Origin of the sequence: Catelliglobosispora koreensis DSM 44566 (assembly GCF_000379685.1) — a bacterium.
Taxonomy (GTDB): Bacteria; Actinomycetota; Actinomycetes; order Mycobacteriales; family Micromonosporaceae; genus Catelliglobosispora; species Catelliglobosispora koreensis.
Genome location: NZ_KB903249.1, coordinates 405,756 through 431,163, shown reverse-complemented (window position 1 = coordinate 431,163; position 25,408 = coordinate 405,756). Strand labels below are relative to the sequence as shown.

The window sequence follows — 25,408 nt, the reverse complement described above, 5'->3', positions numbered from 1 at the left end:
GCCAACACACGGATGGAGCGCACATGCCGACCGACCGCAACGGTGATTCCACGAGGCAGGGGAAGACGACGGCGGGATCTCGCCGGCCCGGCCCGCCAACGAGCCGGGTGCCCGCAGAGCCCGCCTACCACGTGCACTCCCCCGGTGGCATCGATGAGACCGGCATCAACGTGGCGTTTCGTGCTGACGAGCCCGGTCTAACGTCCAAAGTGGAGGCACGCCTCACCTACGACGCCCACAAGTCACCCGACGACCTGCTCTTCCACCTCGCCGCTTTCATGGTCGACGAGAATGGCACGGTTCCCCGCCACGACCCCTACTACTCGGTGCACCACGCCTGGATCAGATCCAAGGATCTTTCCCTGTTCCGCCAGGGCCGCCGTCCCCACGGCTCGGGCAGTCTGGATGAGACGATCATCGCTGACCTGCCCCTGGTCGTTGATGAGATCGCCAAGGTGGTCTTTGTCGCCTACATCCAGACCGGCGCTGTCGAGCACAAGTTCGCCGACGTCGTCGACGGCTTGGTGACCTTCTCTGAGGTGCTGCCCGACGGGTCGACGCGGGAGTTCGCCCGCCATGAACTCGACGCCGACTACGGCGACGGGCACCGCGCGGTGATCGTCGGCAAGCTCATCCGAAGGGCTCACCCGGCCGGTGCCGACGAGTGGATTTTCGTGGAGAGCGGCGAGGGAATAACCAGCCTGATCGAAGCGGGCGATCTGTTCGGCGTGAAGTTCGTCTAAGGCCGCCGTGGCTGGATCACGAAAATACGACATCTTCATTTCGCACGCCGGGCCGGACGATGACTGGGCCGACTGGGTAACCGAAAGGCTGGAAGGCGCCGGCTACCGCGTGATCGTTGACCGCCATTGGCGGCGCGGGGAGAACTGGGTCCAGCGCATGGAGGAAGCGCTGGACGAGTCTGACTGGATGGTCGCGCTCTATTCGCGGGTCTACTTTGAAAACAAATACTCCAAACAGGAGTTGCGGGCGTGGTGGTCTCGTCCCGACGGCGACGACCGGCTAATCCCGCTACGGATTGAGCCTTTCGACGAGATACCAACGATCTTCCGGCCTGTGCTTTACGCCGACGTCTTCGGGCTGTCTGAGGTCGCGACCGTGCGGGCGCTCATGCACGCCGTCGAGCGCGTCGGGATGTGGCGCGCCGAGCGCACCGCCAAACCCGTGCTGGGACAAGCGTTTTCGGCTCCGCCGAGGAACGCCGCGTTTACCGGGCGCTCACATGAGCTGGAGCTCATCCGGCGGCAGTTGCAAGCCGGTGACCGGACTGTCGTGCAGGCGCTGCATGGTCTGGGCGGGGTCGGCAAGACTCAGGTCGCGACCGAGTTCGTGCACCGTTACCGCAGCGACTACGACCAGGTGTGGTGGGTGGACGCTGAGCGCCCGGAACTCGTTGACGGCCAGTTGAGCGCGTTCGCGGTCGATGCTGGCGTCGCGAGCCCTGAGACACCGATTCCGGAAGCCGTCGACCGGCTTCGCGCCGCCCTGCGCGAGAACAGCCGCTGGCTCATCGTCTTTGACAACGCCGGGTCAGCCGACCAACTGCAAGACTCACTGCCCTCCGGCGGTGGGCACATCCTGATCACGTCACGTGACGCCAACTGGCGCGATGTTGGCCAGACCGTGAACATCGGGCCGTTCACCCGGGCTGAGTCCGTCGAGATGCTGCGCAACGGCGTGGGCGCGCTGACCGAGGCGCAAGCAGGCACGCTCGCGGGCCAGCTTGGGAATCTCCCGCTCGCGATCGCTCAGGCCGTGGGCGTCCTGGCTGGGTCGAAGATGCCCGTTGACGACTATCAGCTGCTGCTGATGAGCCATCCACAGAAGGCGATGCAGCTGGCCGGGCCGGGGAGTTATGGCACTTCCCTGGCGCAGGCCGTGGAAGCTTCGCTTCGCCGCCTAGCGCAGGAGAATCCGGCCGCTTGGGAGCTGGCAAGGGTTTGTGCGCTTCTTGGGCCCGAACCCGTTCCGCTGGACTTGTTCACCGGCTCAGCCCGCAAGGCGTTGCCGCCGGCGCTGGCCGCCCTCAACACTGCCGCCGCACTGTCCACTTGCGCCGAAGCCGTCCGCACGGTGGGCCTCGCCTTTCCCGCTTCGCCTGGATCACGACAACTTCAGCTGCACCGGCTCACGCGCTCGGTGATCGCCGACGGCATGGACCAGTCCGAGCGCCGCGCCGTGAGTACGGTCGCCGAAAACATCGTCTCGGCGGCACAACCCGACGACGGCAGCAATCCCCGGCTTTGGGTCCGCTGGCGCCAGCTGATGCCACACTTGCTCGCCCTGCGGCCGGCGCGCAGCGCTAATCCGTTGCTGCGCAACATGGCTAGCGCCGCCGTCTGGTATCTCCTGTCCGCCGGGGACGTCCGCTCCGCCGACCTGACAGCCGTCGCGCTGTATGACGAGCTGGCGGAAACCCTTGGCACGGACCATCCGGACACGATGAACGCGGGCGTCAAACTGGCCGCCTGCCGCTATCAGCTTGAGGATTACGCGGCTGCCCGCGCACTGGACGAGACTATTTGGAAACAGCGTCAGCGCGTGCTGGGTAAAGACCATCCCGACACTCTGACGTCCGCGAGTGACTTGGCCTTGGACCTGCGCGCCGAGGGCGACTTCGAGCGCGCGAAGGAAATCAACGAACAAGTTTGGGCGGCCCGCTATCGTTTGCTCGGGCGAGTGCATCCACACACGCTGACCTCTCAGCACAATCTGGCCCTGGATCTGCTTGCCCTAGACGACCTCGGTGCCGCGCGCCGGCTGCTTGAGGAGTGCTATTCGGTGCGCCAGCACGAGCTCGGCAAGGACCATCCCGACACCCTGACGACCGGCAGCAACCTCGCCGAAGTCGGCTATGAGGAGGGTGATTTGGTTACCGCCGAACGGCTCCAGCGCGAAATCCTCGCCAAACGCAGGGCTGTTCTGTCCAATCACCACCCCGACGTCGCCGAATCCGCCAGACGCCTGGCCAAAGTGCTTCGCGCGCTAGGGAAAGGGCAGGAAGCCAAACAGATCGAAGAAAGTGTCCGGCCAGCGCGCCGCAAACGGCCACGGGGCGCTAGGCGCCGCTAACGCCATAACGCGCACTGGTGGCCTTCAGCTCCGCGGCGATGCGTTCCCGCATGGCAAGAGGGCTCAGCACTTCTGCCGCGGAACCAAAGCTGAGGATGGCTTCGCGTGCCCAGACTTCGCTTTCGAACGCAACCGTGATCTCGGCTTCTCCCGTGACCGAGACGGGAATGGCGTCCTGTCCGTGCACGGGCACCATTTTCCGCAGGCGAGGTAAGGCACTTGCCGCGATGCGCAACGTCACCTCGACGGCGGTCTGCTCCCGCTCTAGCTCGGCGCGTGTGTCCAACCACGACTGAGCCAAGTCGAACCCGGCGGGACGGCGCACGGGTTCGTCGAGAAGCTCCACAGCGGTCACCCGGGAAATGCGATAGGTGCGCCGTCGCCCATCACGGAAGGCGATGAGATACCAGTCGCCGCCCGCGAGCACGAGACCCATCGGCTCCACGTCGCGCAAGGCTGACTGTCCGTCGCGGACATAGGTCATGCGCACCCGGCGGTCCCTCCACACGGCTTCGGCAAGCTGCGACAAGCAGGGCACGGGCTCGGGTGTCCCGTACCACCGCATGGGGTCGAGGTGGAATCGGGCCGCGGCGTCACCCGCCCGCTTGCGTGCCTCGCTGGTCAGGCTGGCCCAAACCTTGATCCGGGCGCCTTCGAGCACCTCGCCCAGGCCGAGCTGCTGAGCTGGGCCGGAAAGGCCGAGAAAGGCCAGCGCACCGGCCTCATCGAGCCCTACTCCGGTCAGCCGGGTGCGATAGCCGCCATCAAGGCTATAGCCGCCAGCAGGCCCCCGAGCCGAACGGACCGGCACGCCAGCCGCCACGAGAGCGTCAACGTCGCGCTGAACGGTCCGCTCACTGACCTCCAGCTGCCTGGCCAGGTCTTTTCCGCTGGCCTGCCCACGCACTTGCAGGTGCAGCAGGAGCGACATCATCCGGGAAGCGCGCACGAGACCATGATCGCCGCTATATACGACAGAGGATGTCGGGAACTCGGGTAATACTCGCCGCATGGCAGAAAAGATTTCTCCCCGGCAGTTCCACGACAGCGCCGGAGTCGACGACTGGCGGGTCATCGGCGACGGAGTGTGTGCCGTCTTCCGGCCTGCCTCATTTTCCGAGGGCACCCGGTTCGCGCACGCCATCAGCGAGCTAGCCAGTCCTGATATCGATGTCCGGCGAGACAGCGTGACGGTCCGTCTGATCAACGTTGGCGAGGGGTTCTACGGCTTGACCGCCCAGGACGTCGAGACGGCTCAGCAGATTTCGGAACTCGCGCGAAAGCACGGCCTCAGGGCTGACCCGGCCGCGGTGCAAAACATCCAGGTTTGCATCGACGCGCTCGTCATCCCGGAGGTGCTGCCGTTCTGGCGTGCCGTGTTCGGCTACGAGGATCGGGGCGATTGCCCCGATGACCTGATCGATGCCAAACGGCGCGGGCCACTGACCTACTTTCAGCAGATGGACGCTCCGCGCGAGCAGCGCAACCGGGTCCACTTCGATGTGTGGGTAGCCCACGATCAGGCCGAAGCCCGCGTGAAGGCGGCCCTCGCGGCCGGCGGGCGGCTCGTGAGCGACGAGCAAGCGCCGCACTGGTGGGTGCTCGCCGACGCGGAAGGCAACGAGGCCTGCGTCTGCACGTGGCAACGGCCGGAGTAAAAGCTTTTGTGGGCCCGGAAACGTTCCGGGCCCACAGCTCATGTGGTTAGCGAAGTGGGCCGAAGAAAGCCCGGATGTCGGCGATCAGCAGGTCTGGCACTTCCATCGCCGCGAAGTGGCCGCCTTTGTCGTGCTCGGTCCAGTGACCGATTTTGCCGGCCGGGTCCATCAGGGCACGGATGGTGTTGTCCGCCGCGAAGACCGACACTCCCGTGGGCGGACCGGCCTGCTCGCCCTGCCACTGCTCGCCCTGCCACTGCTCGTCGCCGCCGTGGTTCTGTTGTGCCGCAAAGGCTTTCCACGCCTGCATGCCGTCATAAACGGCGTGCGCGGTCGACGCCCCGGATCCGGTGAACCAGTAGAGGCTGACGTTCGTCAGCAGCTGGTCGCGATCGATCTCCTCATGTGACCACTCGCGGAACTTCTCGCTGATCCACGCGAGCTGGCCGATCGGGGAGTCGTTTAGCGCATAGGCCAGCGTTTGCGGGCGGGTGGACTGGATCGCGAGATAGCCGATGCCGTCCTCGCGGAACTTGTTGAACTGCTCGGCCCGGGCCCGGTCGGTGCCTTCGAACTGGTCCACGTCCAGGGGCGGGCCGAAGGGCGTACCAGCGCTGGTTCCGGAAAGATGAACTCCCGCGACATGTTGTGCGTCAAGCATGGCCAGCATGCCTGCCACTCCCGATCCCACGTCGGTGCCCTGAACGGCATAACGCTCATAGCCCAGCTCGCTCATCAGCTTCGCCCACATCTGGGCCACGCCGAACAAGCTGAAACCGTTGCTGGACAAGGGTGTCGAGAATCCATAGCCGGGCAGGGACGGCGCGATGACGTGGAATGCGTCGGCCGCGGCACCGCCGTGGGCGACAGGATCTGTCAGCGGGCCAACAAGCTCGGCGAACTCGGCCGGCGAGCTGGGCCAGCCGTGCGTCAGGATGATCGGCATCGCGTTCGGCTCGGCCGAGCGGGCGTGGAAGAAGTGGATCGTCTGCCCGTCGATCTCAGTCAGGAACTGCGGGATCTCGTTGAGCTTGGCCTCCTGTGCCCGCCAGTCGAAACCGTCCATCCAGTAGCCGGCCAGCGGCTTGAGGTAGCTGACCGGGACACCACGGCTCCAGTCGTCAGGGCCGGTCTGGGCGGGCCAGCGGGCGGCGGTCAGCCGTGAGCGAAGGTCGTCGAGGTCGGCTTGCGGGATTTCCATCCGGAACGGCTTCATCGTCATGCCCCAACGCTAAACCGAATAGCGGAAAGGTTCGTTCCGCTTTTATCGGCGAGAATGAAGAAATGTTGGAAACCTCGGCACGGCTGCTGCGCTTGCTCTCGCTGCTGCAGGCCCGGCGCGACTGGACCGGTCCTGAGCTGGCCTCACGGCTGGCAGTCACCACACGGACGGTCCGCAACGACGTGGAGCGGCTGCGCACCCTCGGCTATCCCGTCGAAGCGGTCGCCGGGGTCGGCGGCGGTTACCGGCTCGGCATCGGAGCCGCCTTGCCGCCGCTTCTGCTCGATGACGACGAAGCTGTCGCGGTGGCGATCGGATTGCGGACCGCTGCCGGAGGATCGGTGTCCGGCATCGAGGACAGCTCAGTACAGGCTTTGTCCAAACTGGAGCGGATTCTGCCGTCCCGCTTGCGTCATCGCGTCAGTCTGCTGGCCAAGACGATGGTGACGCTTCCGGGAAACGGCCCGGTTATCGACGCTGACACCCTGACGGTCATCGCCACGGCCTGCCAGGATCACGAACGGCTGCGGTTCGGTTACCTTACGCACGGCGGACAGTCGGGCGTGCGTGTCGTTGAGCCACACCGTCTCGTGAACGCCGGCCGCCGGTGGTATCTGCTGGCGTGGGATCCGGAAAAGGACGGCTGGCGCACGTTTCGCGTCGACCGCATGGACATACATCGCCCCACCGGGCCGCGTTTCGCCCCACGTCCACTGTCCGATGAGGAGGTCGCCGAGCGGCTCGCCTTCGCGTTCGCCACAGTGACATGGCGTTATCGCGCCCGGGTAACGGTTTTCGCCCCGGCTGAATATGTCGCCCAGCGCCTGAAGAACGTGCCCATCGAACCGCTGGACGAGCACTCGTGCGTCATCGAAGCCGGCTCCGACTCACCGCAGATGCTGGCATTGCACCTAGGGATGCTCGAAGCCGGGTTTACCTTTGATGAGGCCGAAGCCCCGGAACTAGCGAACTACTTCCGGGAGCTATCGGAGCGCTACGTCAGACAGCCGGGGTCGGGTCAGCCGGCGCCGGGGCAACCGGGATGACCGCCGTCTTCTCAGCCGGCATCAGGATCCACAGGATCGGGTAGATGAGGATCTGGCTGCCCGGAATGAGCAGGAGCAGCAGAACGAAGAGCAGCCGGGCCGGCCACGGGTCGATTCCGAAGCGCCGCCCTAGGCCAGCGACGACGCCGGCCAGCAGCCTTCCCTCGCGCGGGCGCACCAGGCCTTGATTCTGGAAGTTCTCGTGGATGCTGTTCATGTCCTCAACGGTGCGCTCATTTGGCGTAAGCGGCCTCAGGGACAGACCCTGGCCAAACCCTGAGATTGACTTGTGCGACCTGGTTGGTCACAGTTGCCGCTAGCAACCAAACTTTTCCGCGAAGGAGAAACCTGTGAGCGACGACGAGCGCACTGAGGTCGTAGCGTTCGATACAGACGGCGATGGCGTGGCCGATGTCCGGACGTTCGACACCGACGGCGACGGCAAGGCCGATCTGATGGAGCTCGACACCAACTCAGATGGTGAAGTGGACATCTCCAAGTCCATCTAAGGGCGCGAAAAGCGGTCCGCCTCGCGGGCCGCTTTTTATTACCCTCTGGCCATGCTTCGCGTCCTGTTTTGCGCCGACCCCCTCGCCCCTTCGAAAACCGACCCACATTTCGCCGCACAAGCGTCGATCGTGCGGGAGCTTGGTGGGCAGGTCGCCCTGATCGACCACGACGTGCTTCTCACGGGCGAGGTGGCGGCAGCGGTCCGGCGGGTACCCCGGGAAAGTGGCCCGTGGTGGTACCGCGGCTGGATGATTCCCTCTCCGTCCTATGTGGAGCTTGTGTCCGCGTTGACCCAACGTGAAGCGCCGCTTCGGGTGTCGCCGCGGCAGTATCGTGCCGCGCATGAGTTGCCGGGCTGGTTCGACACGTTCCGGGACCTCACGCCCGCTAGCGCGTGGTGCGCATGGGAACCCAGGGCTGTTCCGTCTGAAAAAGACGTCGCCGCACTCGCGGACGCTCTCGGCCCGGGTCCAGCCGTGGCAAAGGATTTCGTCAAGTCACGTAAGCACGAGTGGGCACAAGCCTGCTATATCCCCGAAATCAGCGACCTAGCCACCGCAACGGCGGTTGTCGCACGGATGGTGGAGCTGCAAGACGACGGGCTCAATGGCGGAATAGTGTTACGCCGCTTTGAAAACTACCCACGCGCCGAGGAAGCGCGGGTTTGGTGGATCGACGGGGCGCCCGTGCTGACGACGGCGCATCCTGATACTCCGGCAGTGGAGATCACTCCGGATCTCACGGCGATCGCACCCTCGGTAGCAGCTTTAGGCTGCCGCTTCATCACCACCGATATTGCCCTGCGCGACGACGGGCAGTGGCGTGTGGTGGAGGTCGGAGACGGTCAGGTCAGTGACTTTCCGGCCAGCGGTGACGCCACTGTCCTGTTGGAACAATGGGCACACAGAACGACGTAGTCAAACATCTAGACAACCAAACATTTGAATCGTAGGGTGGCGGTCGCCAGGTATCGGCGTGCCGGGCAAATCACGGATCCCCAACATCGTTGTCCCGTGGTGCCAAGCACGCCGTGCGCTTCGCGGTCCTCTTTGGCGTCGGCGAGACAACGTTGTCCGCTCACCCCTGGAGGAATAAGTGCCTGTACCGTCCCGGCGAGCGTTGGCTGTCACGCTCGCTTCCGTCCTTGCCGCCGCAGGCGCATGGATCGCGCCCACCGGCGCGGCCGCGGCTCCCCCGCCGCAAGAGCCGGGTGTCACCCTGCGGGTGTTTGACCTTCAAGTCCCGCTGAACAACCTGTGCACCCTCAAGTCGGGGCAAACGCCGAACGTCGACAAGCTCATGCCGGTGATCAACTGGTCGGCCGTGTCCGACTTCGGCTTTGACAACTTCTTCCTCGCCCACGTCATCGGCAACATCAACATCTCGCAGGCGGGCAGCTACGCGTTCCGCCTCATCAGCGACGATGGCTCCCGGCTAATCATCGATGACGGCGTGGTCATCGACCACGACGGGCTGCACGGCCCCACCCCGAAAGACGGCACGATCAACCTCACCACCGGGTACCACTCCCTGCGCATCGAGCACTTCGAGCGCGACGGCGGCCAGCAGATCACGCTGCAATGGCAGCCACCCGGCGCGACGGCGTTCGTCAACGTTCCCAACTCGGTGCTCAGCACCGACGCGGGCGTCGTGCGGGTTACCGCACCGGGCAAGAAGGAGTGCGAGGCCAGCGGCGACGCACCCGGCGACGGCCTGCCGCTAACCGCGGTGCACCCCAACTACACGCTGACCAACTTGCGCCCCACCGGGTTCGAGCCGCAGGTCACCGGTTTCGACTGGTTCCCTGACGGCCGTCTGGCCGTGGCGACTTGGGGCGGGTCACTCAACACCGCCGGCGAGGTCTGGATTCTGGGCAACGTCACCGGAAACACCAGCCCGGGTCAGGTCACCCGGACGAGATTCGCCAGTGCGCTGCGAGAGCCGATGGGCTTGAAGATCGTCGACGGCAAGATCTACGTGTCGGAGAAGCATCAGCTCACGGAACTCAATGACACCAACGGTGACGGCGTCGCCGACAATCCGCGCACGGTCGCCACTTGGCCCTTCGGGCAGAACTTCCACGAGTTCGGCTTCGGGCTGCTTTATGAGGCAGGGTTCTTCTACCTCAACCTGTCAGTGTCCATTAACTACGGTGGGGCGACGACAGACCCACAGCCAGCACCCAACCGCGGCACCACGATCAAGGTGGACCGCAACACCGGTGCGGTGACCTATATGGCTGGTGGCCTGCGCACCCCGCACGGCATCGGGTTTGGCCCGGAAAACGGCATCTTCGTCACCGACAACCAAGGCGGCTGGCTGCCATCGTCCAAATTGGTCCATGTCAAGCAAGGCCGGTTCTTCAACCACTACATGAACCCGGCCGGACCGTTTGACGGCCAGCCGGTCACTCAGCCGGTCCTGTGGATGCCGCAGAACGAAATCGCCAACTCGCCAAGCACTCCGGTCATGCTCAACCAGGGGCCGTTCGCGGGACAGATGGTCATCGGTGACGTCACCTATGGCGGTCTTCAACGGGCCTACCTAGAGAAGATCAACGGCGAGTACCAGGGCGCGCTCTTCCGGATGACGCAAGGACTGGAAATGGGCGTCACCGAAGTCAGTCTGGGCCCAGACGGCGCACTTTACGTTGGCGGCCTGCACGGCGGCGGCAACTGGGGCCAGGAGGGCAAGCTCAGCTTCGGCTTGCAGAAGATCAGTCCCAATGGCAGCAACAACTTCGACATGCTCGCCATGCGCGCTCTGCCCAACGGGTTCGAAATCGAATACACCCAGCCGCTGTCGGCGACCACGGCAACGGCACTCGCGACGAAGTACCGCGTGAAGCAGTGGCGCTATCAGCCCACCGCGGCCTACGGCGGCCCGAAGCTCGACGAGGAAACCCTTGCCGTGTCGTCGGCGTCCCTGTCAGCCGACGGCAAGAAGGTCACGCTCGTCATCAACGGGCTCAAGGCGGGACGGGTCGTTCACGTGCGTTCTCCGCGCCCGTTCAGCGCGACGAACGGACAGTCACTGTGGAGCACCGAGGCGTGGTACACACTGAACGCCATCCCGGGACAGCAGTCCAGCACCAACCTCGCTCTGGGCCGTCCGGCCACAGCGGACAGTTCCTGCGCGGCCACTGAAGGGCCGGACAAGGCTGTCAACGGCAGCGTTACCGGCGGCAACACCGACAAGTGGTGCTCACTCGGCACGACAAAGTGGATGCAGGTCGACCTGGGCGCGACGCAAAACGTCAACCGCTTCGTCGTCAAGCACGCTGGCGCCGGTGGTGAGCAGACCGGCTGGAACACGAGTGCCTTCAACATTCAAGTCAGCACCAACGGCACCTCGTGGACCACGGTCACCAATGTCACGGGCAACACCGCCAGCACCACGACGCACGACATCACCACCGCGCAGGCAAGGTATGCGCGGCTCAACATCACCACACCGACCAGCAACGGCAACGCCGCGGCCCGAATCTACGAATTCGAGGTGTACGGAGCCACGACCGCACCCATCAGCAACCTTGCCCTGGGCAAGCCCGGGAGCGGCTCTGCCGCGTGCAACGCCAGTGAAGGCCCCGACAAGGCGTTCAACGGCAGTGTCACCGGCGGCAACACCGACAAGTTCTGCACCACCGCGGCCACGAAGTTCCTGCAGGTCGACCTGGGCCAGAACCACGATGTCAGCCGGTTCGTCGTCAAGCACGCTGGCGCCGGTGGCGAGAACACCGCTTGGAACACAAGCGCTTTCAACATCCAGGTGAGCACCAACGGCACGGCCTGGACGACGGTCGCCACCGTCAGCGGCAACACCGCGAGCACGACAACGCATGACATAACCGCGACCCAAGCGCGCTATGCCAGGCTGAACATCACCACCCCAACCAGCACCACGGATGGGGCGGCACGCATTTACGAGTTCGAAGTCCACGGGACGGGTGGCCAGAACCCTGGCCGCGTCATCCTCTTTGATGGCACCAACACCAACCAGTGGGAGCACACCAACGGCAGCCCCGCCACCTGGCCGCTAGGCAACGGTGGCATGGAGGTCATCGGCGGTGACATCCGCAGCAAACTCAGCTTCGGTGACTTCCGTTTGCACGTGGAGTTCTGGCTGCCTAACCTGCCGCCCGACGTGACGGGTCAAGCCCGCGCCAACAGCGGCATCTATCTGCAAGACCGGTATGAACTGCAGGTGCTGGATTCTTGGGGTGACACCACACTGGCCAACAACGAGTGTGGCTCCATCTATTTGAAGCTCACGCCAGCGGTCAATGCCGCGACTGCCCCGGAAACGTGGCAGACCTACGACATCACCTTCCGGGCGGCACGCTTCAACGCTTCGGGAGTCAAGACGGAAAACGCACGCGTCACGGTGGTTTGGAACGGCGTGACCGTCCACAACAACGCGGTTATCGACGGCTCGACTGGCGGCGGCGCGTCAGAGGGTCCAGGGACCGGTCCCATTCGCCTGCAAGACCATGGCGACCCGGGCGCCAACCTGTTCTACCGCAACATTTGGGTGGAGCCGCTGAGCTAACCCCGTGATTCCTGTGGGCCCGTCGCAGCCGACGGGCCCACAGCCCGCTCAAACCAGGCCACGGCAAGCATTGCCACCGTTTCCAGCGCACCTGGCTCGCTGAACAAATGCGTCGCCCCGGGCACGATTTCGATCTGGCACAGCGGGCCGAGAACGGCAGCCGCCTCGCGGTTGAGCTCAATGACAGGCTCGTCGTTTCCGCCCACGATCAGCAGCACGGAGACCGCCACGTGCCGCAGCTGCGCTCCGGCCAGATCCGGTCTGCCGCCACGGGAAACCACCGTTCGCACCCTGTCAAGGCCGGCTCGCCGCCGCCTTGAGTGCCGCCGCGGCTCCCGTGCTGGCGCCAAACAAGCCCAGTGGCAGCCGCATGAGATTGCCTTGGGCGCCAATCCAATCCACGATCGCGCTTAGCCTAGTACCCAATAAATCAATGTCGAATCGCATGGATTCGGCTTCATCTTCGGCCGGGGGTCAGCAGATCGGCGAGCACCGTGGCGAAACCGGTTTCCTGCAAGCGCTCGGCCACCATCCGGTTGCGTGGGCTGTGCCGGGAACTTCCGCTGCCATGGGCGAAAACCGCCACACCCCCGCGCTTGTGGCGGAATGTCAATGTCGGCTTGGAAATCCATGGCATAAGCGTAGTCATAAGTGGGTACGCCTAAACTGTGACCGCACCCGTAGTCGTTGGCGCCGACGGCTCGACACCGTCACTGCCCGCGTTGCTGTGGGCCGCGCAGGCGGCGATGGCCCGCGACCTTCCGCTCGTCATCTTGCACGCCGCGCCTCATGATGGCGTACAGGTTCTGCGAGAGGCGCAAGCCCTAATGCACGAACGATTTCCTGGCCTGCCATGCACGACAGTTAGCGCTAACGAGAGCCCGGCCGAGGCGCTGATTGACGCCTCGGCGACGGCCTCTTTAGTCGTCGTGGGAAACCGCGGCCATGGCGGTTTCCACGATCTCCTGCTGGGGTCAACCAGCTTGCACACAGCGATTCACGCGCACTGCCCGGTCGCGGTTGTCAGGCCAAGCGTGCCCGGCGAGGGCCGGGACCGCATCGTCGTCGGTGTGGACGCCACCCCGCACAGCCACGCCGCGCTCGATTTGGCTTTCACCGAAGCGCGCCGCATGGGTAAGGCGATTACCGCCGTACACGCCTATATCAGCGCTATCACGGCTTATCCCACCGGCCTGATGCCGCAAATCCCCGATCTGGAAGCCGATCGCGCCCGGGCCAAGGAGCTCCTAGACGGGGAATTGCTGCCCTGGCTGACCCGCTACCCAGATATCGATGTCGAAGCCGAAGTCGCCCAAGGCTCGGCCTCGTCGGTGCTGGTGCAAAGGTCCCTAGGCGCCAACCTCGTCGTGGTGGGCAGCCGTGGGCGCGGTGGCTTCACCGGCCTGCTGATCGGCTCGGCCAGCCACGCCCTCATCCACCATGCCGGCTGCCCCGTCCTCATCGCACACCACCAACACAGTGATTCCAACGAATGAGGGGGAAGAAAACCATGGCACACACCATCAGCGAGGTCATGACGCCGGATCCGGTATGCGTGTCCGGTCAGGACTCGGTGGCCGCCGCCGCTAAGAAGATGGCCGACTACGACATCGGCGATGTGCTCGTCACCGGTGCGAAGGGTGAACTGATCGGAGTGCTCACCGACCGCGACCTCGTGGTGCGCGCTATCGCCAAGAACCTCGATCCAAAGACGACAACGGCCGGTGAGGTCTGCAGCCCGGACCCGGTAAAGGTCAGCCCCTCTGACACGGTGGCGCACGCCGTGGAACTGATGCGTGACAAAGCATTGCGGCGCCTTCCTGTCGTCGAGAAGGGCAAGCTCGCCGGAATCGTGTCGATCGGCGACCTGGCGGTCCGGGAAGATCCGCAATCGGCGCTCGCGGAGATCTCAGCCGCCCCGCCTAACAATTAAAAAGCTGTCGAATAATGACATTCGGCGCAGCAGGTGCGCTTTCCCTGAGAAGGGAAAGCGCGCTCATAAGAAATTCATAGGATTCGGTAATAGCCTGGGTAGATGCGGAGCTTCCCCCGGCGCGCTGTCCTTGCTGGAGCCATCGCCGCGGCGTTGGCGATCACCATCGCGGTGATCGCCTTTCGCTGGGGCCAGCCTGCTCCGGCCCCGGTCACCCGGCCCAGTCCTTCACCCACAGCTGCCGAGGCACTCACGGTAAACGACATCTACGAGACCCTGTCCCCTTCTGTCGTCTTCATCCGTGCGGGCCAGTCCGCGACCGGCACAGGCTTGATCGTCAACGCCGATGGCGCCGTCTTGACCGCCTATCACGTGATCAAAGGAGCCAGCGAGATCGAGCTGACCTTCGCTGACGGGACGAAATCGGCGGCCGAGATCGCGGCCGCCGACCCTTCTATTGATATCGCCGTGCTCACGCCGGTCACGCTGCCACAGCTCGTGGTGCCGGCGGTGCTGGGCGGGCGAGTGTCCATTGGCGACGATGTGGTCGCCATCGGCAATCAGCTGAGCTTGCACAACAGCACGACAGCCGGCGTGGTCTCCGGATTGGACCGCACCGTCGGCAGCGATGGCGGGCAGCTCACGGGACTCATCCAGTTTGATGCCGCGGTCAATCCTGGCAGCTCAGGCGGCCCACTGGTCAACGCCAGAGGGCAGACCATCGGGATCGTGGTGGCCCTGGCCAACCCGACCGATGCGGACACGTTCATTGGAATTGGTTTCGCTGTGCCGATCGGTGCCGCTCTCGGAGCCGGTGATGACCAGCAACCGCAACTTTGAGGACGGACTCATGACTGCACCAGCGACCGCCGTCGAGCAGATGCTCTATGAGGTCAAGAAGACCATCGTGGGCCAGGATGCCCTGCTGGAGCGGCTTTTGGTCGCCTTGCTCGCGCGCGGGCACATCCTGGTCGAGGGTGTGCCAGGCCTGGCCAAGACGCTCGCGGTCAAATCGCTCGCCGAGGTCCTAGGTGGACAGTTCCACCGCGTGCAGTTCACGCCCGACCTGGTGCCCGCCGACCTCATCGGAACACGCATCTATCACCAGCCCAGCGGCGAGTTCCAGGTCTCGCTCGGCCCGGTGTTCACCAACCTTCTGCTCGCCGACGAAATCAACCGGGCACCGGCCAAGGTCCAAAGCGCCCTGCTGGAAGTCATGCAGGAGCACCAGGTCACGATCGGCCGCGAGACACACCACGTTCCGGAGCCGTTCCTCGTCATGGCCACGCAGAACCCGATCGAATCCGAAGGCACCTATCCGCTGCCTGAAGCACAGGTCGACCGGTTCATGATGAAGGTCATCGTCGGCTACCCAAGCCCGACCGAAGAGTTCGTCATCGTCGACCGCGCCATCAGCCCGGCACCGGTGATCCAGTCCGTCATGAACCCCGAACAGCTTGTCGCCCTTCAGCGTCAGGCCGATCAGGTCTACGTCGACCCCTCCCTCATTGAGTACGCCGTGCGCCTCACCAACGCCACCCGCCAGCCCACGATCGCCGGTTTAGGACAGCTGTCGCGCTACATCGCGTTCGGGGCGAGTCCTCGTGCGTCGATCAACATGGTGCTGGCCGCCCGTGCTCTGGCGTTCATTCGCGGGCGCGACTACGCCCTGCCGCAGGACGTCACCGATCTCGCGCTCGACATCTTGCGGCACCGGCTCGTGCTGTCCTACGAGGCTTTGTCCGACGACGTTAGCGCTGACACCATCCTGCGCCAGATCCTCGCGGCGCTGCCGGTGCCAGAGCTCGCCCTGCAGGGACGCTGAGCATGACCACCGCCACCGACCGGCTGCTGAGACGCTTGGAGTGGCAGGTGTTGCGGCGCCTCGACGGGCAGTTGCAAGGTTCCTACCGCACGGTGTGGCGCGGGGCCGGGATCGACTTCACCGATCTGCGCGGTTACACCCCCGAAGACGACGTCCGCCACATCGACTGGAATGTGACGGCACGTCTTGATGAGCCTTACGTCCGCCAGTACACAGAGGACCGTGACCTGACCGCCTGGCTCGTGCTCGACCGGTCCGCCTCCATGCGATTCAGCAGTGCCAGCGAAAGCGGCAAGGACTCCGTCCTCAACGAACTGTCGGTTTGCCTGGCGCGATTGCTGTCGCAGCGGGGCAACCGGGTCGGCGCGATTCTCTACGACAACGAAAAGCAGCAAGTCATCCCACCGCGCACGGGACGGCGGCAGATCCTGCGGCTGACCCACGAGCTGACGAAACCGCCACCCGCGTCGGCCCGCGGAACAACCACCGACCTGGCCGCGATGCTGCGGCTGGCCTCGAAAACGGCCCGCTCACGGTGCCTCATCTTCGTCATCTCGGATCTCATTGGTGACCACGGCTGGGACCGCGCGCTCGGCATGCTCGCCCAGCGCCACGAGGTCGTGATGGTGCGCGTCGTCGACCCCGTGGAGCTTGAGCTGCCCGACCTCGGTCTCATCGTCATCGAAGACGCCGAGACAGGCGAGCAAATCACCGTGGACACCAGCGATCCGCTGCTGCGGCAACGGCTAAGCCTCGAAGTCGAAGCCCGGGAACTCGGCCTGTCGGAAACCATGAACCGCGCTGGCGTGACCTCGCACCGGATCACCACCGATCAGGATTTGGCCCAAGCGCTCATCGGCCTGGTCCGCGCATCGCGCAGGAGGCGCCGATGAGTTTCCAGAGCCCGGTCATGCTGATCGCCGCGTTCGTGCTCACCACTGTCGCGGTTACCTTCTACGTCAAGCTATGGCGCAATCGCCGCGCCGCGACGCCTTCCGCCCTGTTACCCGCGAGCACTTGGCGACGGCACGTGCCGTACGTCTTCTTGCTGGCGGCCATTCCGCTACTGCTGGTTGGACTGGCCCGGCCAGAGGCGACGGTGAGCATTCCGCGGGCGGCCGGCACGGTGATCCTCGTGTTCGACGTGTCCAACAGCATGGCCGCCGACGATCTCAAGCCGAATCGTCTCGTCGCCGCACAGGCCGCCGCGGAAGCTTTTGTGAAGGCACAGCCGGCCACGGTCGACATCGGCGTCGTCATGTTCAGCCAGGCGGCACTGACCACTTTGGAACCGTCCAAGGACCACAATCAAGCGCTCAACGCGGTCAAGCGGCTCAAGACCAACGGCGGCACCTCACTCGGCCAGGCGATCCTCGCGGCGATGACGGCGATCAGCGGCAAGACGGTGACGCTGGAACCCGAGGACATCGGCTACTGGCGGTCGGCCACGATCGTGCTGTTCTCCGATGGAGAAGACACGGGCGGGCCTGACGCGGAAGAGGCCGCGCTGCGAGCGGCCGACGCTGGCGTACGCATTCAGACTGTCGGGATTGGAACGGCCCAAGGTGCCACGGTCGAAGTCGATGGTTATCAGGTCGCCACAGCCCTGAACGAAGAGCTGCTGGCCCTGATCGCCGACACCACGGGTGGCAGCTATCACCAGGCTTCGGACACCGAAGCACTCGCCGAAGTCACGCGATCGATTGATCTTCGGCTCACCGCGCGCCCGGAGGAGATGGAACTGACCGCCTTCTTCGCCGGTGCGGCCCTCCTCCTGCTGACCATCGGCGGGCTGCTGATGATTCGCTCGCACGGAAGGATCGTCTGATGTCGCTTAGTTGGCCCTTGGGGCTGGCCGCGCTCTTAGCCGCTCCCCTGCTGATAGCCGTGTGGTGGTGGATGAGACGGCGGCGCCGGCGCAACACCGTCCGGCTGCCGAGCGTGGCGCTGATCGTCAAAGCGTTGCCCGGCCGGTCCCTCTGGCGCAGAAGGATTCCCGTGATCCTGTTCGTCACCGGGCTGGCGGTTCTCAGCGTGGGCATCGCCCGGCCGCAGGCCTCCGTCGCGGTGCCATCGAGCTCGACGTCGATTCTGCTCGCCATCGACATCTCGCTGTCGATGTGTTCCACCGACGTCGAGCCCAACCGGCTGACGGCGGCCAGCGAAGCCGCCCGTAAATTCGTTGAGGAACAACAGGGTGACATTCGTATCGGGCTCGTTGGCTTTTCTGGCGTGGCAGGGCTGCTCGTTGAGCCCACGAACGACCGCAAGAAGCTGCTGACCGCGATCGACAACCTCAAAACATTCCGTGGCACGGCGATTGGCCTGGCGATCCTGACGTCGATCGACGCCATCGCGGAAACTAATCCCGATGTGGCACCGACTTCAGCGGAGCTGCCAGCGACCGAGCCTATTGAGGGATACCAGCCTGACATCATTGTTGTGCTCACGGATGGGGCCAACACCCAAGGCGTGCCACCAGCATTGGCCGCCGAAGAAGCCGCCGCACGCCGGATCCGGGTCTTCACCATCGGCTTCGGCACCGCTCAGCCGGGCCAGATGGTCTGCACAGCCGAGCAAATGGGTGCTGGCGCGGGTTTTCGCGGCGATGGCCGGGGCAATGCCGGTCCGCCCAATGGTGGAAACATGCGACGCTACCTGCAACTCGACGAAGCCTCGCTAACCGAGGTCGCCAAAGTAACCGGCGGTGAGTATTTCCGGGCGCAGGACGCGGGGCAGCTCGCCGATGTGCTCGCTGGCTTGCCGGGCAAGCTGGAGTTCCAGAAGCGAGACATGGAAATCACTTCGTGGTTCGTGTTGCCCGGCGCACTATTGGTGATGGTCGCGATAGGACTATCGCTTTGGTGGAACCGGGCCTGACTGGGGAACACAGGTCTTGCGCGTCCCCCAGTCAGGGAATCACTTCACTGACCGCGACTGGCCGGGTCGACCCGGGCCCATCGCAAGAGGTCGGTCATCTTGAAGGTTCCAGGGGTCTGGCTTGGCAGTGACGGCTTGAATCCGGTGTTGAGGATGGAGTATTCATCCTTTGACAACAGGCCGATCAGCGTCTCCGCCACGATCCGCCCGCCGACAGGGCCGAGGCGCAAGCCGTCGTGGAACACGGACGCCTCTTTCAGGATGTAATACCAAAGCGGGGTACTGGCATCCAGCCCCAGCCCGTAGGAGCGCAGCTCCGGGAAGTTGCTGGACCCCAGGACCGGTGAGCCGGTGTGCGCGGCGATGCGCTGTCCGGAGGGCATTGACCACGTCAAGTGCCGCAACAGATTTCGCTGTGGCAGTGAGATGGGCGGGTCCCCGCTCGCGATCGCTTGCAGCGGCAGTTTGAACAGCGGCGTTGAAATGCTGGTATCAAGCCGTTTGTTCGGCCGCACGTGCTGGGTCTGATCTCCGCCGAAGTCGAAGAACGTCTGCCAGCCAATGAATCTGCGCCGTGCGCGGGCTCTGCCACGCAGGTCCACCGGGTCGGCCTGATTCTCACCGGCCAGGTCGAAGACGAATCCGAAGAAGGGCGCGGGAGCACCCGTCGCGTCACGGTCGCCGGCGAGATTGGCCCGGTAGGACGGGCGTACCAGCGAATGGCCCATCCGGAACGCTCCGGTTTGGAACTCCACTGGCATGGTGGGGCGGCTGAACCGGTACCAGCGCAATCCGTTCCTGAGAATGTCGTCCACTAGCGGCTGACCGCACACTTGCGGCAGGAACTCATGCACCACAATCCACTGGTAGTGGTGAATCACCGTACGCCGCGAATAGAACCACACGTCGCCGGGAAGCCCTGCCAGCCGCCGGTAGTCCACGGTTCTGTTATGTGCCAGCAGAAACGCGGCCTGTAGCCCGGAGATGATGAGGTTCTCGTCGTTGCGCGGATCAGCGATGATCGCGGTCCGGTTGGAGGTGCGGGGCAGGTCCTCGAACAGTCCGCCGCTCTCGATCCGGAACTTCGCCCGGTCGGAGGAGCTGTAGAGCTGTGGGCTGACCGTGGGACCGCCGCCATACACCGTGTCGAGATCGAGCCGTGCGTCGCGCGTATTCGTTGTGGCCGTTGGCTCGGCGACAACGCCCAGGGGCGACGAGGCGTCGAAGGTGACATCGTGGTCGATGAACTGGCCGAGGAACGTCGTCCCGGCGGTCATGTTGGTCACCGCGTTGTCACGGTTGTTGGGGCTCAGTTCCGGGTTGGTGATCAGCCGGATGGGGCCCTCTTGCAATGGGTCTTTCGCGTCCAGGACGCCGCCCAGTTTGCCGATGTCGTTCATCGCGCTTTTGACCGCCGGCGAGGTGGGGTTCGCGAAGGCGGGAAGCGTAAACATCCGGCTGAACCTGGGGTCAGGCACGGCTTCGACGACCGGCCCTTCATGGTGCGCGCCTAGCGCTTCGACGTCGCTCAGGATCACAGCGCCCGCGACTCCCGCGCTGGCGCCGACGGCGAACGCACGCCGGCTTAGCTTTCTGGCCATCATTGGCCTCCAAGGGGTGATGGTAGGCGTTGCGCGGCTGATACTTCCTTCCATGCTCACGCGCAAGCCTTTGGCGGGAGTGTTCCATGAATGAATATCCATTCATAGATGGGCTCGGGAGTATGGCACAGATCTGAGTATCTGCCTAGTCCAAGATTGAGTATCGCGCCTCTGTCATGAGCGCCCGTTTAACCAACATCATGGGTACATGCCACTTCAAGACGAACATGAAGCCGCACTCGCGCGGCTCGTGGCCAGCGGTCAGCTCACGGCCGCGCAAGCCCAGGCCGTCCGGCAAGAATTCGAGGGGGTACTCAGTAAGCCCGCCAAAGCCGGCTGGCTAGTCGAGGCTGCCGCCTATGCCGGTGGCGCTTTGATGCTGGCAGGCGCCGCCTTGTTCCTGGGCACGCAGTGGGAGACATTGAGCGACAGCTTCAAAGTCGTCCTGCTGCTTGGCATATCGGCCGTCTTCATCGCGGCGGCGTTCTTCCTCACGGCAGATCAAGGCATCCGCAAGGCTGTGGGCGCCCGTGGCCGGGCGGCAGGCGCTTTGCTCGCGTTAGCGGCCATCCCAGCCGCGTTCGCCGCCGAAGTCCCCTCTCCTGCGGGCAACGACGGGCAATGGGCGATGACCGCCGGGCTTGTTGTTTCCCTTGCCGCGCTTGCGCTTCGCTCCAGCGCTCTCGGGATCGTCATCGGCGCCTTCTTCACCGGCGGGGCTGCCTTCACCTTGCTGAACGACTTCGGCGAGCGTCACGTTCTGCCAACCGCGCTCGTGCTCCTGGCCGCCGGCGCGCTTTGGACAGCCGCGGGTTTCCTCGGCTGGCTCAGGCCCAAGCCACTCGCTTTGGTGGCAGGTGGCGTGCTGGCGATCACCGGAGCGCAATATCCGCTCGCGGACGGACGGCTAGACGTCTTGGCCTACGTGCTCACCCTTGCGGTATCGGCGATCTGCTTCGCGTTGTTCCGCTGGAGCCGGTCGATGGTCATGCTCGTGGGCGGCGTCGCCGGGCTCACCCTCGCCGTTCCCGAGTGGGTTTACGACCTCACCAACGGCGGGCTAAGCCCAGCGGTCATCCTGCTAATCGCCGGAATCGTGCTGCTGACCGGCAGCGCGTTCGGCATGCAGCTACGCAAGCGCTGATTGGTTGCGCGAAGCCGCAGTGTTGTTGTCGTACTTGTGTTCTAGAGTTTTGTTGTGGATGTGGGTGAGCTGATTGTCGCGGAAGGACGCGTCGCTTCTGCCGCTTTGGGCCGTCAGCTCGCCCTGATCCACGAGATGAGCCGTCAGGCGCCAGTGGCGCAGTTCGCGCCAATGGAGCTGGCGTGTTTGCTCAGCCTGACGCGGTTCGCCGCCGAGAACCAGGTTCGGCTGGCTACAGAGCTTTGCGAGCGGCTGCCTGACGTGCTCGCCGCACTGTCTAATGCCGACATTGACCTCCCGCGTGCGCGTGTGTTCGTGGAGGCACTGTCGGCGCTGGAGCTTGAGACCGCCCGGCAGATCGCTTCTGATGTGCTTCCGGTCGCTCCACAGAAGACGACCGGGCAGCTGAGAGATCTGCTGCGGCGCAAAGCTTTAGCGGCCGACCCGGCCTACGTCACCACGCGGCGCAAACAAGCGGAAGCGATGCGCTCGGTTCAGCTCCACGCCGCCGACGACGGCACCGCCGCGTTGACTGCCTTCGGCCTCGACGCCGCCCGTGCCACGGCAGCATTCGCGCGCATCGGCGCCATCGCCCGAGCCCGCCACGCCACGCCACCGGCACTGACACCAGCACAGGCACTCGCGACGACACTTGCGCTTGCGCCGGCATTGGCTATCGCAACGGCGTTGACGCCTGCGCTTGCTCCGGCTCCGGCTCCGGCTCCGGCAGAACGCTGGAGCAGATTCGTGCCGATGTGTTTCTGGAACTGTTAGAGGGCAAGCATGCCAGCGCGCCAGCCGGGGTCATGCAGCTTGAGGTTACCGTGGAAACCCTTGCTGGGCTTGACGATAACCCCGGCAAACTCAGCGGCTACGGCCCAGTCGCGGCAGACATCGCCCGCCAGATCGTCCAAACGCACCACCACAGTCAATGGCAGTTCGCCGTTCGCGCTAGCGACGGTTCGCTTCTCCTGCAAGGCCTCACCCGCGCCCGGCCACCGGCGCAGAATCCAGCAGACCGGTTCGCCAATGCCGCGCTCACCCGCTGGATTCGGTTGCGGGACAGGACGTGCCGGGCACCTGGCTGCCGCATGCCCGCGGTCCGATGCCAAATCGACCACACGATACGCCATGCCGACGGTGGCCCAACACGGCACGGCAATCTGGCAGCGTTGTGCGAATACCATCATCACGCCAAGGACTTTGGCGGCTGGCAGCTCCACCAAAACACGCCCGGCCACTTCACCTGGACCAGCCCACGCGGACGGACCTACGACGTCGCACCCGACCCACCTTAAACTTGGTGAAGCAGAGGAGCCATGAAGCCGACCGTGCCTACCGGCGCGCTGTCGCCACGCTTATTGCCATGCGCAGGCGTGTGATGGCCGCAGCGATTGCACATCCAGCCCGCCGGCAGCAGATGGGCACCTGAAAGTGAGCTCAGCCGGCGAAGACGTGGGCGCGCATGCCGTGAACACCGGCCGGATAGTAGGCGTAAGTCACCCCGGCCGCAGGGTCCAGCGAACCACGAGCGGCGGTCGTGATGATCAGAGTGCGGTAGTCGGGACCCGCGAACGCGCACGAGGACACCAGTGGCGTCGGCACCTCAACGACCTGATCGAGCGTCCCATCCGGACGGTACCGATGCACCGCGCCTCCGCCCCACAATGCGACCCATACGCCGCCGTCGGAGTCCACGCACAGCCCATCGGGTTTGCCGCGCTCGACGGTCGTGAACACGCGCCGGTTGGCCAGCGAACCGTCCTCGGTGAAATCGAAGACGTCCACTCGCGGCAGGGTGGTGTCGACGTAATACATCAGCTCACCGTTGGGTGACCACCCGAGCCCGTTGCTGATGCCAACATCGTCAAGCACGACGGTCAGGCCGCCCGCGTCCAGCCGGTAAAGCCGCCCGATGCGGTTCGTGTAGTCGTAGCCCATCGTGCCCAGCCACAAGCGGCCAGCCGCGTCGGCCTTGGCGTCGTTGGAACGCAGCAGCTCAGACGCATCGGGGTAACGCGCGAGCGAACGCATCCGGCCGTCCACCGGGTCCAGAAGCGACGGTCCCTCAGGTAAACACACGATCAAGCGGCCTGAGCTGGCCGGCACGACCGCGCCCACCTGCCGTGGCACCGGCAGCGATCCGGCCTGCGCCTCCGCTGGGGCCCGCCAAAGCACTTGGCAGCCAAGGATATCCACCCACCAGACCCGGCCGGTGCGCTCGTCGTAGTGCGGCCCTTCACCGATCTCGCATCGGCGCGGATCGAAGATCTCAACTACCGAAGACACGGGAAGCAACATACCCTGAAAATGAAACCTCTAGCGGCGACGACCCGATTACCGGACGGAGCGTTTCCCGGCACCACTCTTCCACTCCTTCTACGGTGTCTGTCTCGCTCATCGCGTAGCGCACGAATTCTTCTAACGTCATCGGGTGAGTCACGTTCACGTCCACATAAGACAGCTCCGGCAGACGGTCCATCTCGTAACCGGGCGCGGACGGGTAACGCTCCTCGAAAGCCGTCCACCACGACGGCAGCGACGCGCAGCTGAAGTCGTAGACGACGAACGTTCCGCCGGGCTGGAGCACGCGCAAGATCTCCGGAACGGCGACGGAACGGTCAGCGTAGTTGAGTGATCCTGCCGCGGTAACAAGTCCAAAACTGTTGTCCGGAAACGGAAGCGCCTCCGCCCGCGCGACGAGCAAACTCAGCCGGTCCGCTGGCCGGGCTGCGGCGAGCATCGTGGGCGCAGGGTCGACACCGATGACATGCGACGCGTAGGGAAGCAGGGCGTGGGCCGAAAGCCCAGCTCCGCAGCCGATGTCGAGCGCCAGCTCAACGTGTGGCATGGCCACCGACGCGAGGGCCAGGGCGTGGATCGGTGGACGGTCCACTGCGTACGCGCGGGCCAGGCGAGCGTTCGAGTAGATCACTCAGGCAGGATAGTGGCATGAGTGGAGTAAGGCAGCTGCGTCTTGTGGTAACCGCTGACGACTACGAGGAGGCGTTGCGGTTCTACCGCGACGTGCTGGGCCTGACCGAAGAGGGTGCGTTTCAGGCCGAGGGTGGCCACGTCACCATCCTCGACGCCGGGCGGGCGACGCTGGAGATCACTGACCGCAAGCACGCGGAATACATCGACAAGGTAGAGGTCGGGCGCCGCGTCGCGGGGCACATCCGGGTCGCGTTCGAGGTGGATGATACGCAAGCCGTGACAGACACGCTGCGCGATCGCGCCGAGGTCATCGCCGAGCCGACCGTGACCCCGTGGAACTCTCTCAACGCCCGGCTAGAGGGCCCGGCCGGGTTACAGCTCACCATCTTTGAGGAGCTGGATACCGAGGGCTGAGGCCATCAGTTCCGTTAACGCGTGCAGATCGGCGGGCAGCACTTGAGCACCAGCGAAGCTGGCTAGCCCGCCGATCCCGTCCAGGGCACACCGCGCGAACCGCGCGCCGGATAGCTTGGCGTTGCTGAATTGCGCCGCCGTGAGCGTGCAGTCGGTGAACACCGCCCCGCGCAGATCGGCTCCCGCGAAGTCGGCTTTGGTTAGCTCGCAATCGGCGAACGCGACGTCCTTGAACACCGACGCGCGGAAGTTGACCAGATCCATTTTGGACGAAGTGAACGTCACGTCCCGGACCATGCCGCCGGCGAACGTCAGGCCGGTCAGCCGGGACCCCGTCACGCTCACGCGGCGCATCCCGGAGGACGTGAACACCGCGTTGGCGAGATCGCTTTCCACGATCACGCAGTCGACTATCGTCGTACCCTCAAAGTGGGTTCCTGAGAATGAGGCCTTCTCGAAGCGGCATTGTTCCGGCGCCCATTCCTCGACCACCGGCTCGGCTGACACGCCTGAAAACGAGGCCCGGTAAGCGGACTCCAGCGATTCGGCGGGTTCGAGAACGGCGGGAAGACGAGGTAGGGCCGGCATCAGCCGACC

Annotated in this window: 25 protein-coding genes and 1 pseudogene; 18 read left to right on the top strand and 8 right to left on the bottom strand. The window is 64.8% G+C overall.

Annotated features, from left to right (window positions below; all coding sequences use genetic code 11):
* The first annotated feature begins 23 nt into the window (after positions 1-23).
* Together A3E1_RS0102020 and fxsT are read left to right on the top strand one after the other, a co-directional pair.
* Entirely contained in the window at positions 24-743 is a 720-nt protein-coding gene (locus A3E1_RS0102020; protein WP_020519080.1) for a TerD family protein, read from the top strand.
* Between the two features lie 7 nt (positions 744-750).
* Positions 751-3,093: an FxSxx-COOH system tetratricopeptide repeat protein gene (gene fxsT, locus A3E1_RS0102015; RefSeq protein ID WP_020519079.1), complete on the top strand. Its 2,343-nt coding sequence runs from the start codon at positions 751-753 to the stop codon at positions 3,091-3,093.
* On the opposite strand, the gene A3E1_RS0102010 is transcribed toward fxsT, so the two are convergent.
* A complete protein-coding gene (locus A3E1_RS0102010; protein WP_169454355.1) occupies positions 3,080-4,105 on the bottom strand; it encodes a helix-turn-helix transcriptional regulator in 1,026 nt (341 codons plus the stop codon). The two genes, fxsT and A3E1_RS0102010, sit on opposite strands and share 14 nt — an antisense overlap.
* Here A3E1_RS0102010 and A3E1_RS0102005 point away from each other — a divergent pair.
* Positions 4,104-4,751: a VOC family protein gene (locus A3E1_RS0102005; protein WP_020519077.1), complete on the top strand. Its 648-nt coding sequence runs from the start codon at positions 4,104-4,106 to the stop codon at positions 4,749-4,751. The two genes, A3E1_RS0102010 and A3E1_RS0102005, sit on opposite strands and share 2 nt — an antisense overlap.
* 46 nt (positions 4,752-4,797) lie before the next feature.
* On the opposite strand, the gene A3E1_RS0102000 is transcribed toward A3E1_RS0102005, so the two are convergent.
* Positions 4,798-5,967 carry an epoxide hydrolase family protein gene (locus A3E1_RS0102000; RefSeq protein WP_040390428.1) on the bottom strand — a complete coding sequence of 390 codons (1,170 nt, stop codon included), beginning with the start codon at positions 5,965-5,967 and terminating at the stop codon, positions 4,798-4,800.
* 68 nt (positions 5,968-6,035) lie between these two features.
* Here A3E1_RS0102000 and A3E1_RS0101995 point away from each other — a divergent pair, with 68 nt between their 5' ends.
* Positions 6,036-7,019 carry a helix-turn-helix transcriptional regulator gene (locus A3E1_RS0101995; protein ID WP_020519075.1) on the top strand — a complete coding sequence of 328 codons (984 nt, stop codon included), beginning with the start codon at positions 6,036-6,038 and terminating at the stop codon, positions 7,017-7,019.
* Here A3E1_RS0101995 and A3E1_RS0101990 read toward each other — a convergent pair.
* Positions 6,973-7,236 (bottom strand): PspC domain-containing protein, encoded by a 264-nt coding sequence (locus A3E1_RS0101990; RefSeq protein ID WP_020519074.1) that lies wholly within the window; start codon positions 7,234-7,236, stop codon positions 6,973-6,975. The genes A3E1_RS0101995 and A3E1_RS0101990 overlap by 47 nt on opposite strands.
* A gap of 133 nt (positions 7,237-7,369) precedes the next feature.
* Here A3E1_RS0101990 and A3E1_RS46830 point away from each other — a divergent pair, with 133 nt between their 5' ends.
* The 3 genes from A3E1_RS46830 (at position 7,370) to A3E1_RS48215 (ending at position 12,077) form a co-directional block, all read left to right on the top strand.
* Entirely contained in the window at positions 7,370-7,528 is a 159-nt protein-coding gene (locus tag A3E1_RS46830; RefSeq protein ID WP_020519073.1) for a hypothetical protein, read from the top strand.
* A 51-nt stretch (positions 7,529-7,579) separates the two neighbouring features.
* Complete coding sequence (locus A3E1_RS0101980; protein WP_020519072.1) at positions 7,580-8,446, top strand: ATP-grasp domain-containing protein; 867 nt, start codon at positions 7,580-7,582, stop codon at positions 8,444-8,446.
* A gap of 178 nt (positions 8,447-8,624) precedes the next feature.
* Complete coding sequence (locus tag A3E1_RS48215) at positions 8,625-12,077, top strand: family 16 glycoside hydrolase (RefSeq protein ID WP_040390316.1); 3,453 nt, start codon at positions 8,625-8,627, stop codon at positions 12,075-12,077.
* Here A3E1_RS48215 and A3E1_RS46825 read toward each other — a convergent pair.
* Positions 12,074-12,709, bottom strand: a pseudogene (locus A3E1_RS46825) (dienelactone hydrolase family protein). The gene A3E1_RS48215 and the pseudogene A3E1_RS46825 overlap by 4 nt on opposite strands.
* A 36-nt stretch (positions 12,710-12,745) precedes the next feature.
* Here A3E1_RS46825 and A3E1_RS0101965 point away from each other — a divergent pair.
* The 7 genes from A3E1_RS0101965 (at position 12,746) to A3E1_RS0101935 (ending at position 18,715) form a co-directional block, all read left to right on the top strand.
* Complete coding sequence (locus A3E1_RS0101965; RefSeq protein ID WP_020519068.1) at positions 12,746-13,573, top strand: universal stress protein; 828 nt, start codon at positions 12,746-12,748, stop codon at positions 13,571-13,573.
* A gap of 14 nt (positions 13,574-13,587) precedes the next feature.
* Positions 13,588-14,010, top strand: a complete 423-nt coding sequence (locus tag A3E1_RS0101960) for a CBS domain-containing protein (protein ID WP_020519067.1) — start codon at positions 13,588-13,590, stop codon at positions 14,008-14,010.
* Positions 14,011-14,112: 102 nt separating this feature from the next.
* A complete protein-coding gene (locus tag A3E1_RS0101955; RefSeq protein ID WP_020519066.1) occupies positions 14,113-14,850 on the top strand; it encodes a S1C family serine protease in 738 nt (245 codons plus the stop codon).
* Between the two features lie 10 nt (positions 14,851-14,860).
* Positions 14,861-15,835 carry an AAA family ATPase gene (locus A3E1_RS0101950; RefSeq protein WP_026207994.1) on the top strand — a complete coding sequence of 325 codons (975 nt, stop codon included), beginning with the start codon at positions 14,861-14,863 and terminating at the stop codon, positions 15,833-15,835.
* 2 nt (positions 15,836-15,837) lie between these two features.
* Entirely contained in the window at positions 15,838-16,728 is an 891-nt protein-coding gene (locus A3E1_RS0101945; RefSeq protein ID WP_020519064.1) for a DUF58 domain-containing protein, read from the top strand.
* Entirely contained in the window at positions 16,725-17,663 is a 939-nt protein-coding gene (locus A3E1_RS0101940) for a VWA domain-containing protein (protein ID WP_020519063.1), read from the top strand. The genes A3E1_RS0101945 and A3E1_RS0101940 overlap by 4 nt, the downstream gene beginning before the upstream one ends.
* Positions 17,663-18,715, top strand: a complete 1,053-nt coding sequence (locus A3E1_RS0101935) for a VWA domain-containing protein (protein ID WP_020519062.1) — start codon at positions 17,663-17,665, stop codon at positions 18,713-18,715. Before A3E1_RS0101940 ends, A3E1_RS0101935 begins: the two co-directional genes overlap by 1 nt.
* Positions 18,716-18,759: 44 nt before the next feature.
* Here the strand turns inward: A3E1_RS0101935 and A3E1_RS38440 are convergent, their stop codons facing one another.
* A complete protein-coding gene (locus A3E1_RS38440) occupies positions 18,760-20,316 on the bottom strand; it encodes a peroxidase family protein (RefSeq protein WP_157631257.1) in 1,557 nt (518 codons plus the stop codon).
* 208 nt (positions 20,317-20,524) lie between these two features.
* Here A3E1_RS38440 and A3E1_RS0101925 point away from each other — a divergent pair, with 208 nt between their 5' ends.
* Genes A3E1_RS0101925 through A3E1_RS46600 form a run of 3 tightly spaced genes read left to right on the top strand, consistent with a single transcriptional unit; the run spans position 20,525 to position 22,758 of the window.
* Positions 20,525-21,460 carry a DUF2157 domain-containing protein gene (locus A3E1_RS0101925; RefSeq protein WP_020519060.1) on the top strand — a complete coding sequence of 312 codons (936 nt, stop codon included), beginning with the start codon at positions 20,525-20,527 and terminating at the stop codon, positions 21,458-21,460.
* 54 nt (positions 21,461-21,514) lie between these two features.
* Positions 21,515-22,234, top strand: coding sequence for a 13E12 repeat family protein (locus A3E1_RS38435; RefSeq protein ID WP_157631256.1), 720 nt, complete (start codon positions 21,515-21,517; stop codon positions 22,232-22,234).
* On the top strand, positions 22,216-22,758 hold the full coding sequence (locus A3E1_RS46600) for an HNH endonuclease signature motif containing protein (protein ID WP_211215840.1): 543 nt from the start codon (positions 22,216-22,218) through the stop codon (positions 22,756-22,758). Before A3E1_RS38435 ends, A3E1_RS46600 begins: the two co-directional genes overlap by 19 nt.
* 142 nt (positions 22,759-22,900) lie before the next feature.
* Here A3E1_RS46600 and A3E1_RS38430 read toward each other — a convergent pair whose 3' ends face one another.
* Both A3E1_RS38430 and A3E1_RS45835 read right to left on the bottom strand, forming a co-directional pair.
* A complete protein-coding gene (locus tag A3E1_RS38430) occupies positions 22,901-23,749 on the bottom strand; it encodes an SMP-30/gluconolactonase/LRE family protein (protein WP_157631255.1) in 849 nt (282 codons plus the stop codon).
* Entirely contained in the window at positions 23,733-24,395 is a 663-nt protein-coding gene (locus A3E1_RS45835; RefSeq protein ID WP_051104766.1) for a class I SAM-dependent methyltransferase, read from the bottom strand. The genes A3E1_RS38430 and A3E1_RS45835 overlap by 17 nt, the downstream gene beginning before the upstream one ends.
* Before the next feature lie 17 nt (positions 24,396-24,412).
* Here A3E1_RS45835 and A3E1_RS0101900 point away from each other — a divergent pair, with 17 nt between their 5' ends.
* Positions 24,413-24,811: a VOC family protein gene (locus A3E1_RS0101900; RefSeq protein ID WP_026207993.1), complete on the top strand. Its 399-nt coding sequence runs from the start codon at positions 24,413-24,415 to the stop codon at positions 24,809-24,811.
* On the opposite strand, the gene A3E1_RS38420 is transcribed toward A3E1_RS0101900, so the two are convergent.
* A complete protein-coding gene (locus A3E1_RS38420) occupies positions 24,770-25,399 on the bottom strand; it encodes a pentapeptide repeat-containing protein (RefSeq protein WP_020519055.1) in 630 nt (209 codons plus the stop codon). The genes A3E1_RS0101900 and A3E1_RS38420 overlap by 42 nt on opposite strands.
* Positions 25,400-25,408 lie beyond the last annotated feature (9 nt).

Bases quoted from the DNA above. Each gene is read 5' to 3' on its own strand.
- A3E1_RS38420 (WP_020519055.1), bottom strand. From the start codon at position 25,399: ATGCCGGCCCTACCTCGTCTTCCCGCCGTTCTCGAACCCGCCGAATCG.
- A3E1_RS0101980 (WP_020519072.1), top strand. From the start codon at position 7,580: ATGCTTCGCGTCCTGTTTTGCGCCGACCCCCTCGCCCCTTCGAAAACC.
- A3E1_RS0101960 (WP_020519067.1), top strand. From the start codon at position 13,588: ATGGCACACACCATCAGCGAGGTCATGACGCCGGATCCGGTATGCGTG.
- A3E1_RS0102000 (WP_040390428.1), bottom strand. From the start codon at position 5,967: ATGAAGCCGTTCCGGATGGAAATCCCGCAAGCCGACCTCGACGACCTT.
- A3E1_RS0102010 (WP_169454355.1), bottom strand. From the start codon at position 4,105: ATGCGGCGAGTATTACCCGAGTTCCCGACATCCTCTGTCGTATATAGC.
- A3E1_RS0101950 (WP_026207994.1), top strand. From the start codon at position 14,861: ATGACTGCACCAGCGACCGCCGTCGAGCAGATGCTCTATGAGGTCAAG.
- A3E1_RS0101995 (WP_020519075.1), top strand. From the start codon at position 6,036: ATGTTGGAAACCTCGGCACGGCTGCTGCGCTTGCTCTCGCTGCTGCAG.
- A3E1_RS0101990 (WP_020519074.1), bottom strand. From the start codon at position 7,236: ATGAACAGCATCCACGAGAACTTCCAGAATCAAGGCCTGGTGCGCCCG.
- A3E1_RS0102020 (WP_020519080.1), top strand. From the start codon at position 24: ATGCCGACCGACCGCAACGGTGATTCCACGAGGCAGGGGAAGACGACG.
- A3E1_RS0101955 (WP_020519066.1), top strand. From the start codon at position 14,113: ATGCGGAGCTTCCCCCGGCGCGCTGTCCTTGCTGGAGCCATCGCCGCG.
- A3E1_RS0101940 (WP_020519063.1), top strand. From the start codon at position 16,725: ATGAGTTTCCAGAGCCCGGTCATGCTGATCGCCGCGTTCGTGCTCACC.
- A3E1_RS0101925 (WP_020519060.1), top strand. From the start codon at position 20,525: ATGCCACTTCAAGACGAACATGAAGCCGCACTCGCGCGGCTCGTGGCC.
- A3E1_RS38440 (WP_157631257.1), bottom strand. From the start codon at position 20,316: ATGGCCAGAAAGCTAAGCCGGCGTGCGTTCGCCGTCGGCGCCAGCGCG.
- A3E1_RS0101900 (WP_026207993.1), top strand. From the start codon at position 24,413: ATGAGTGGAGTAAGGCAGCTGCGTCTTGTGGTAACCGCTGACGACTAC.
- A3E1_RS0102005 (WP_020519077.1), top strand. From the start codon at position 4,104: ATGGCAGAAAAGATTTCTCCCCGGCAGTTCCACGACAGCGCCGGAGTC.
- A3E1_RS0101935 (WP_020519062.1), top strand. From the start codon at position 17,663: ATGTCGCTTAGTTGGCCCTTGGGGCTGGCCGCGCTCTTAGCCGCTCCC.
- A3E1_RS0101945 (WP_020519064.1), top strand. From the start codon at position 15,838: ATGACCACCGCCACCGACCGGCTGCTGAGACGCTTGGAGTGGCAGGTG.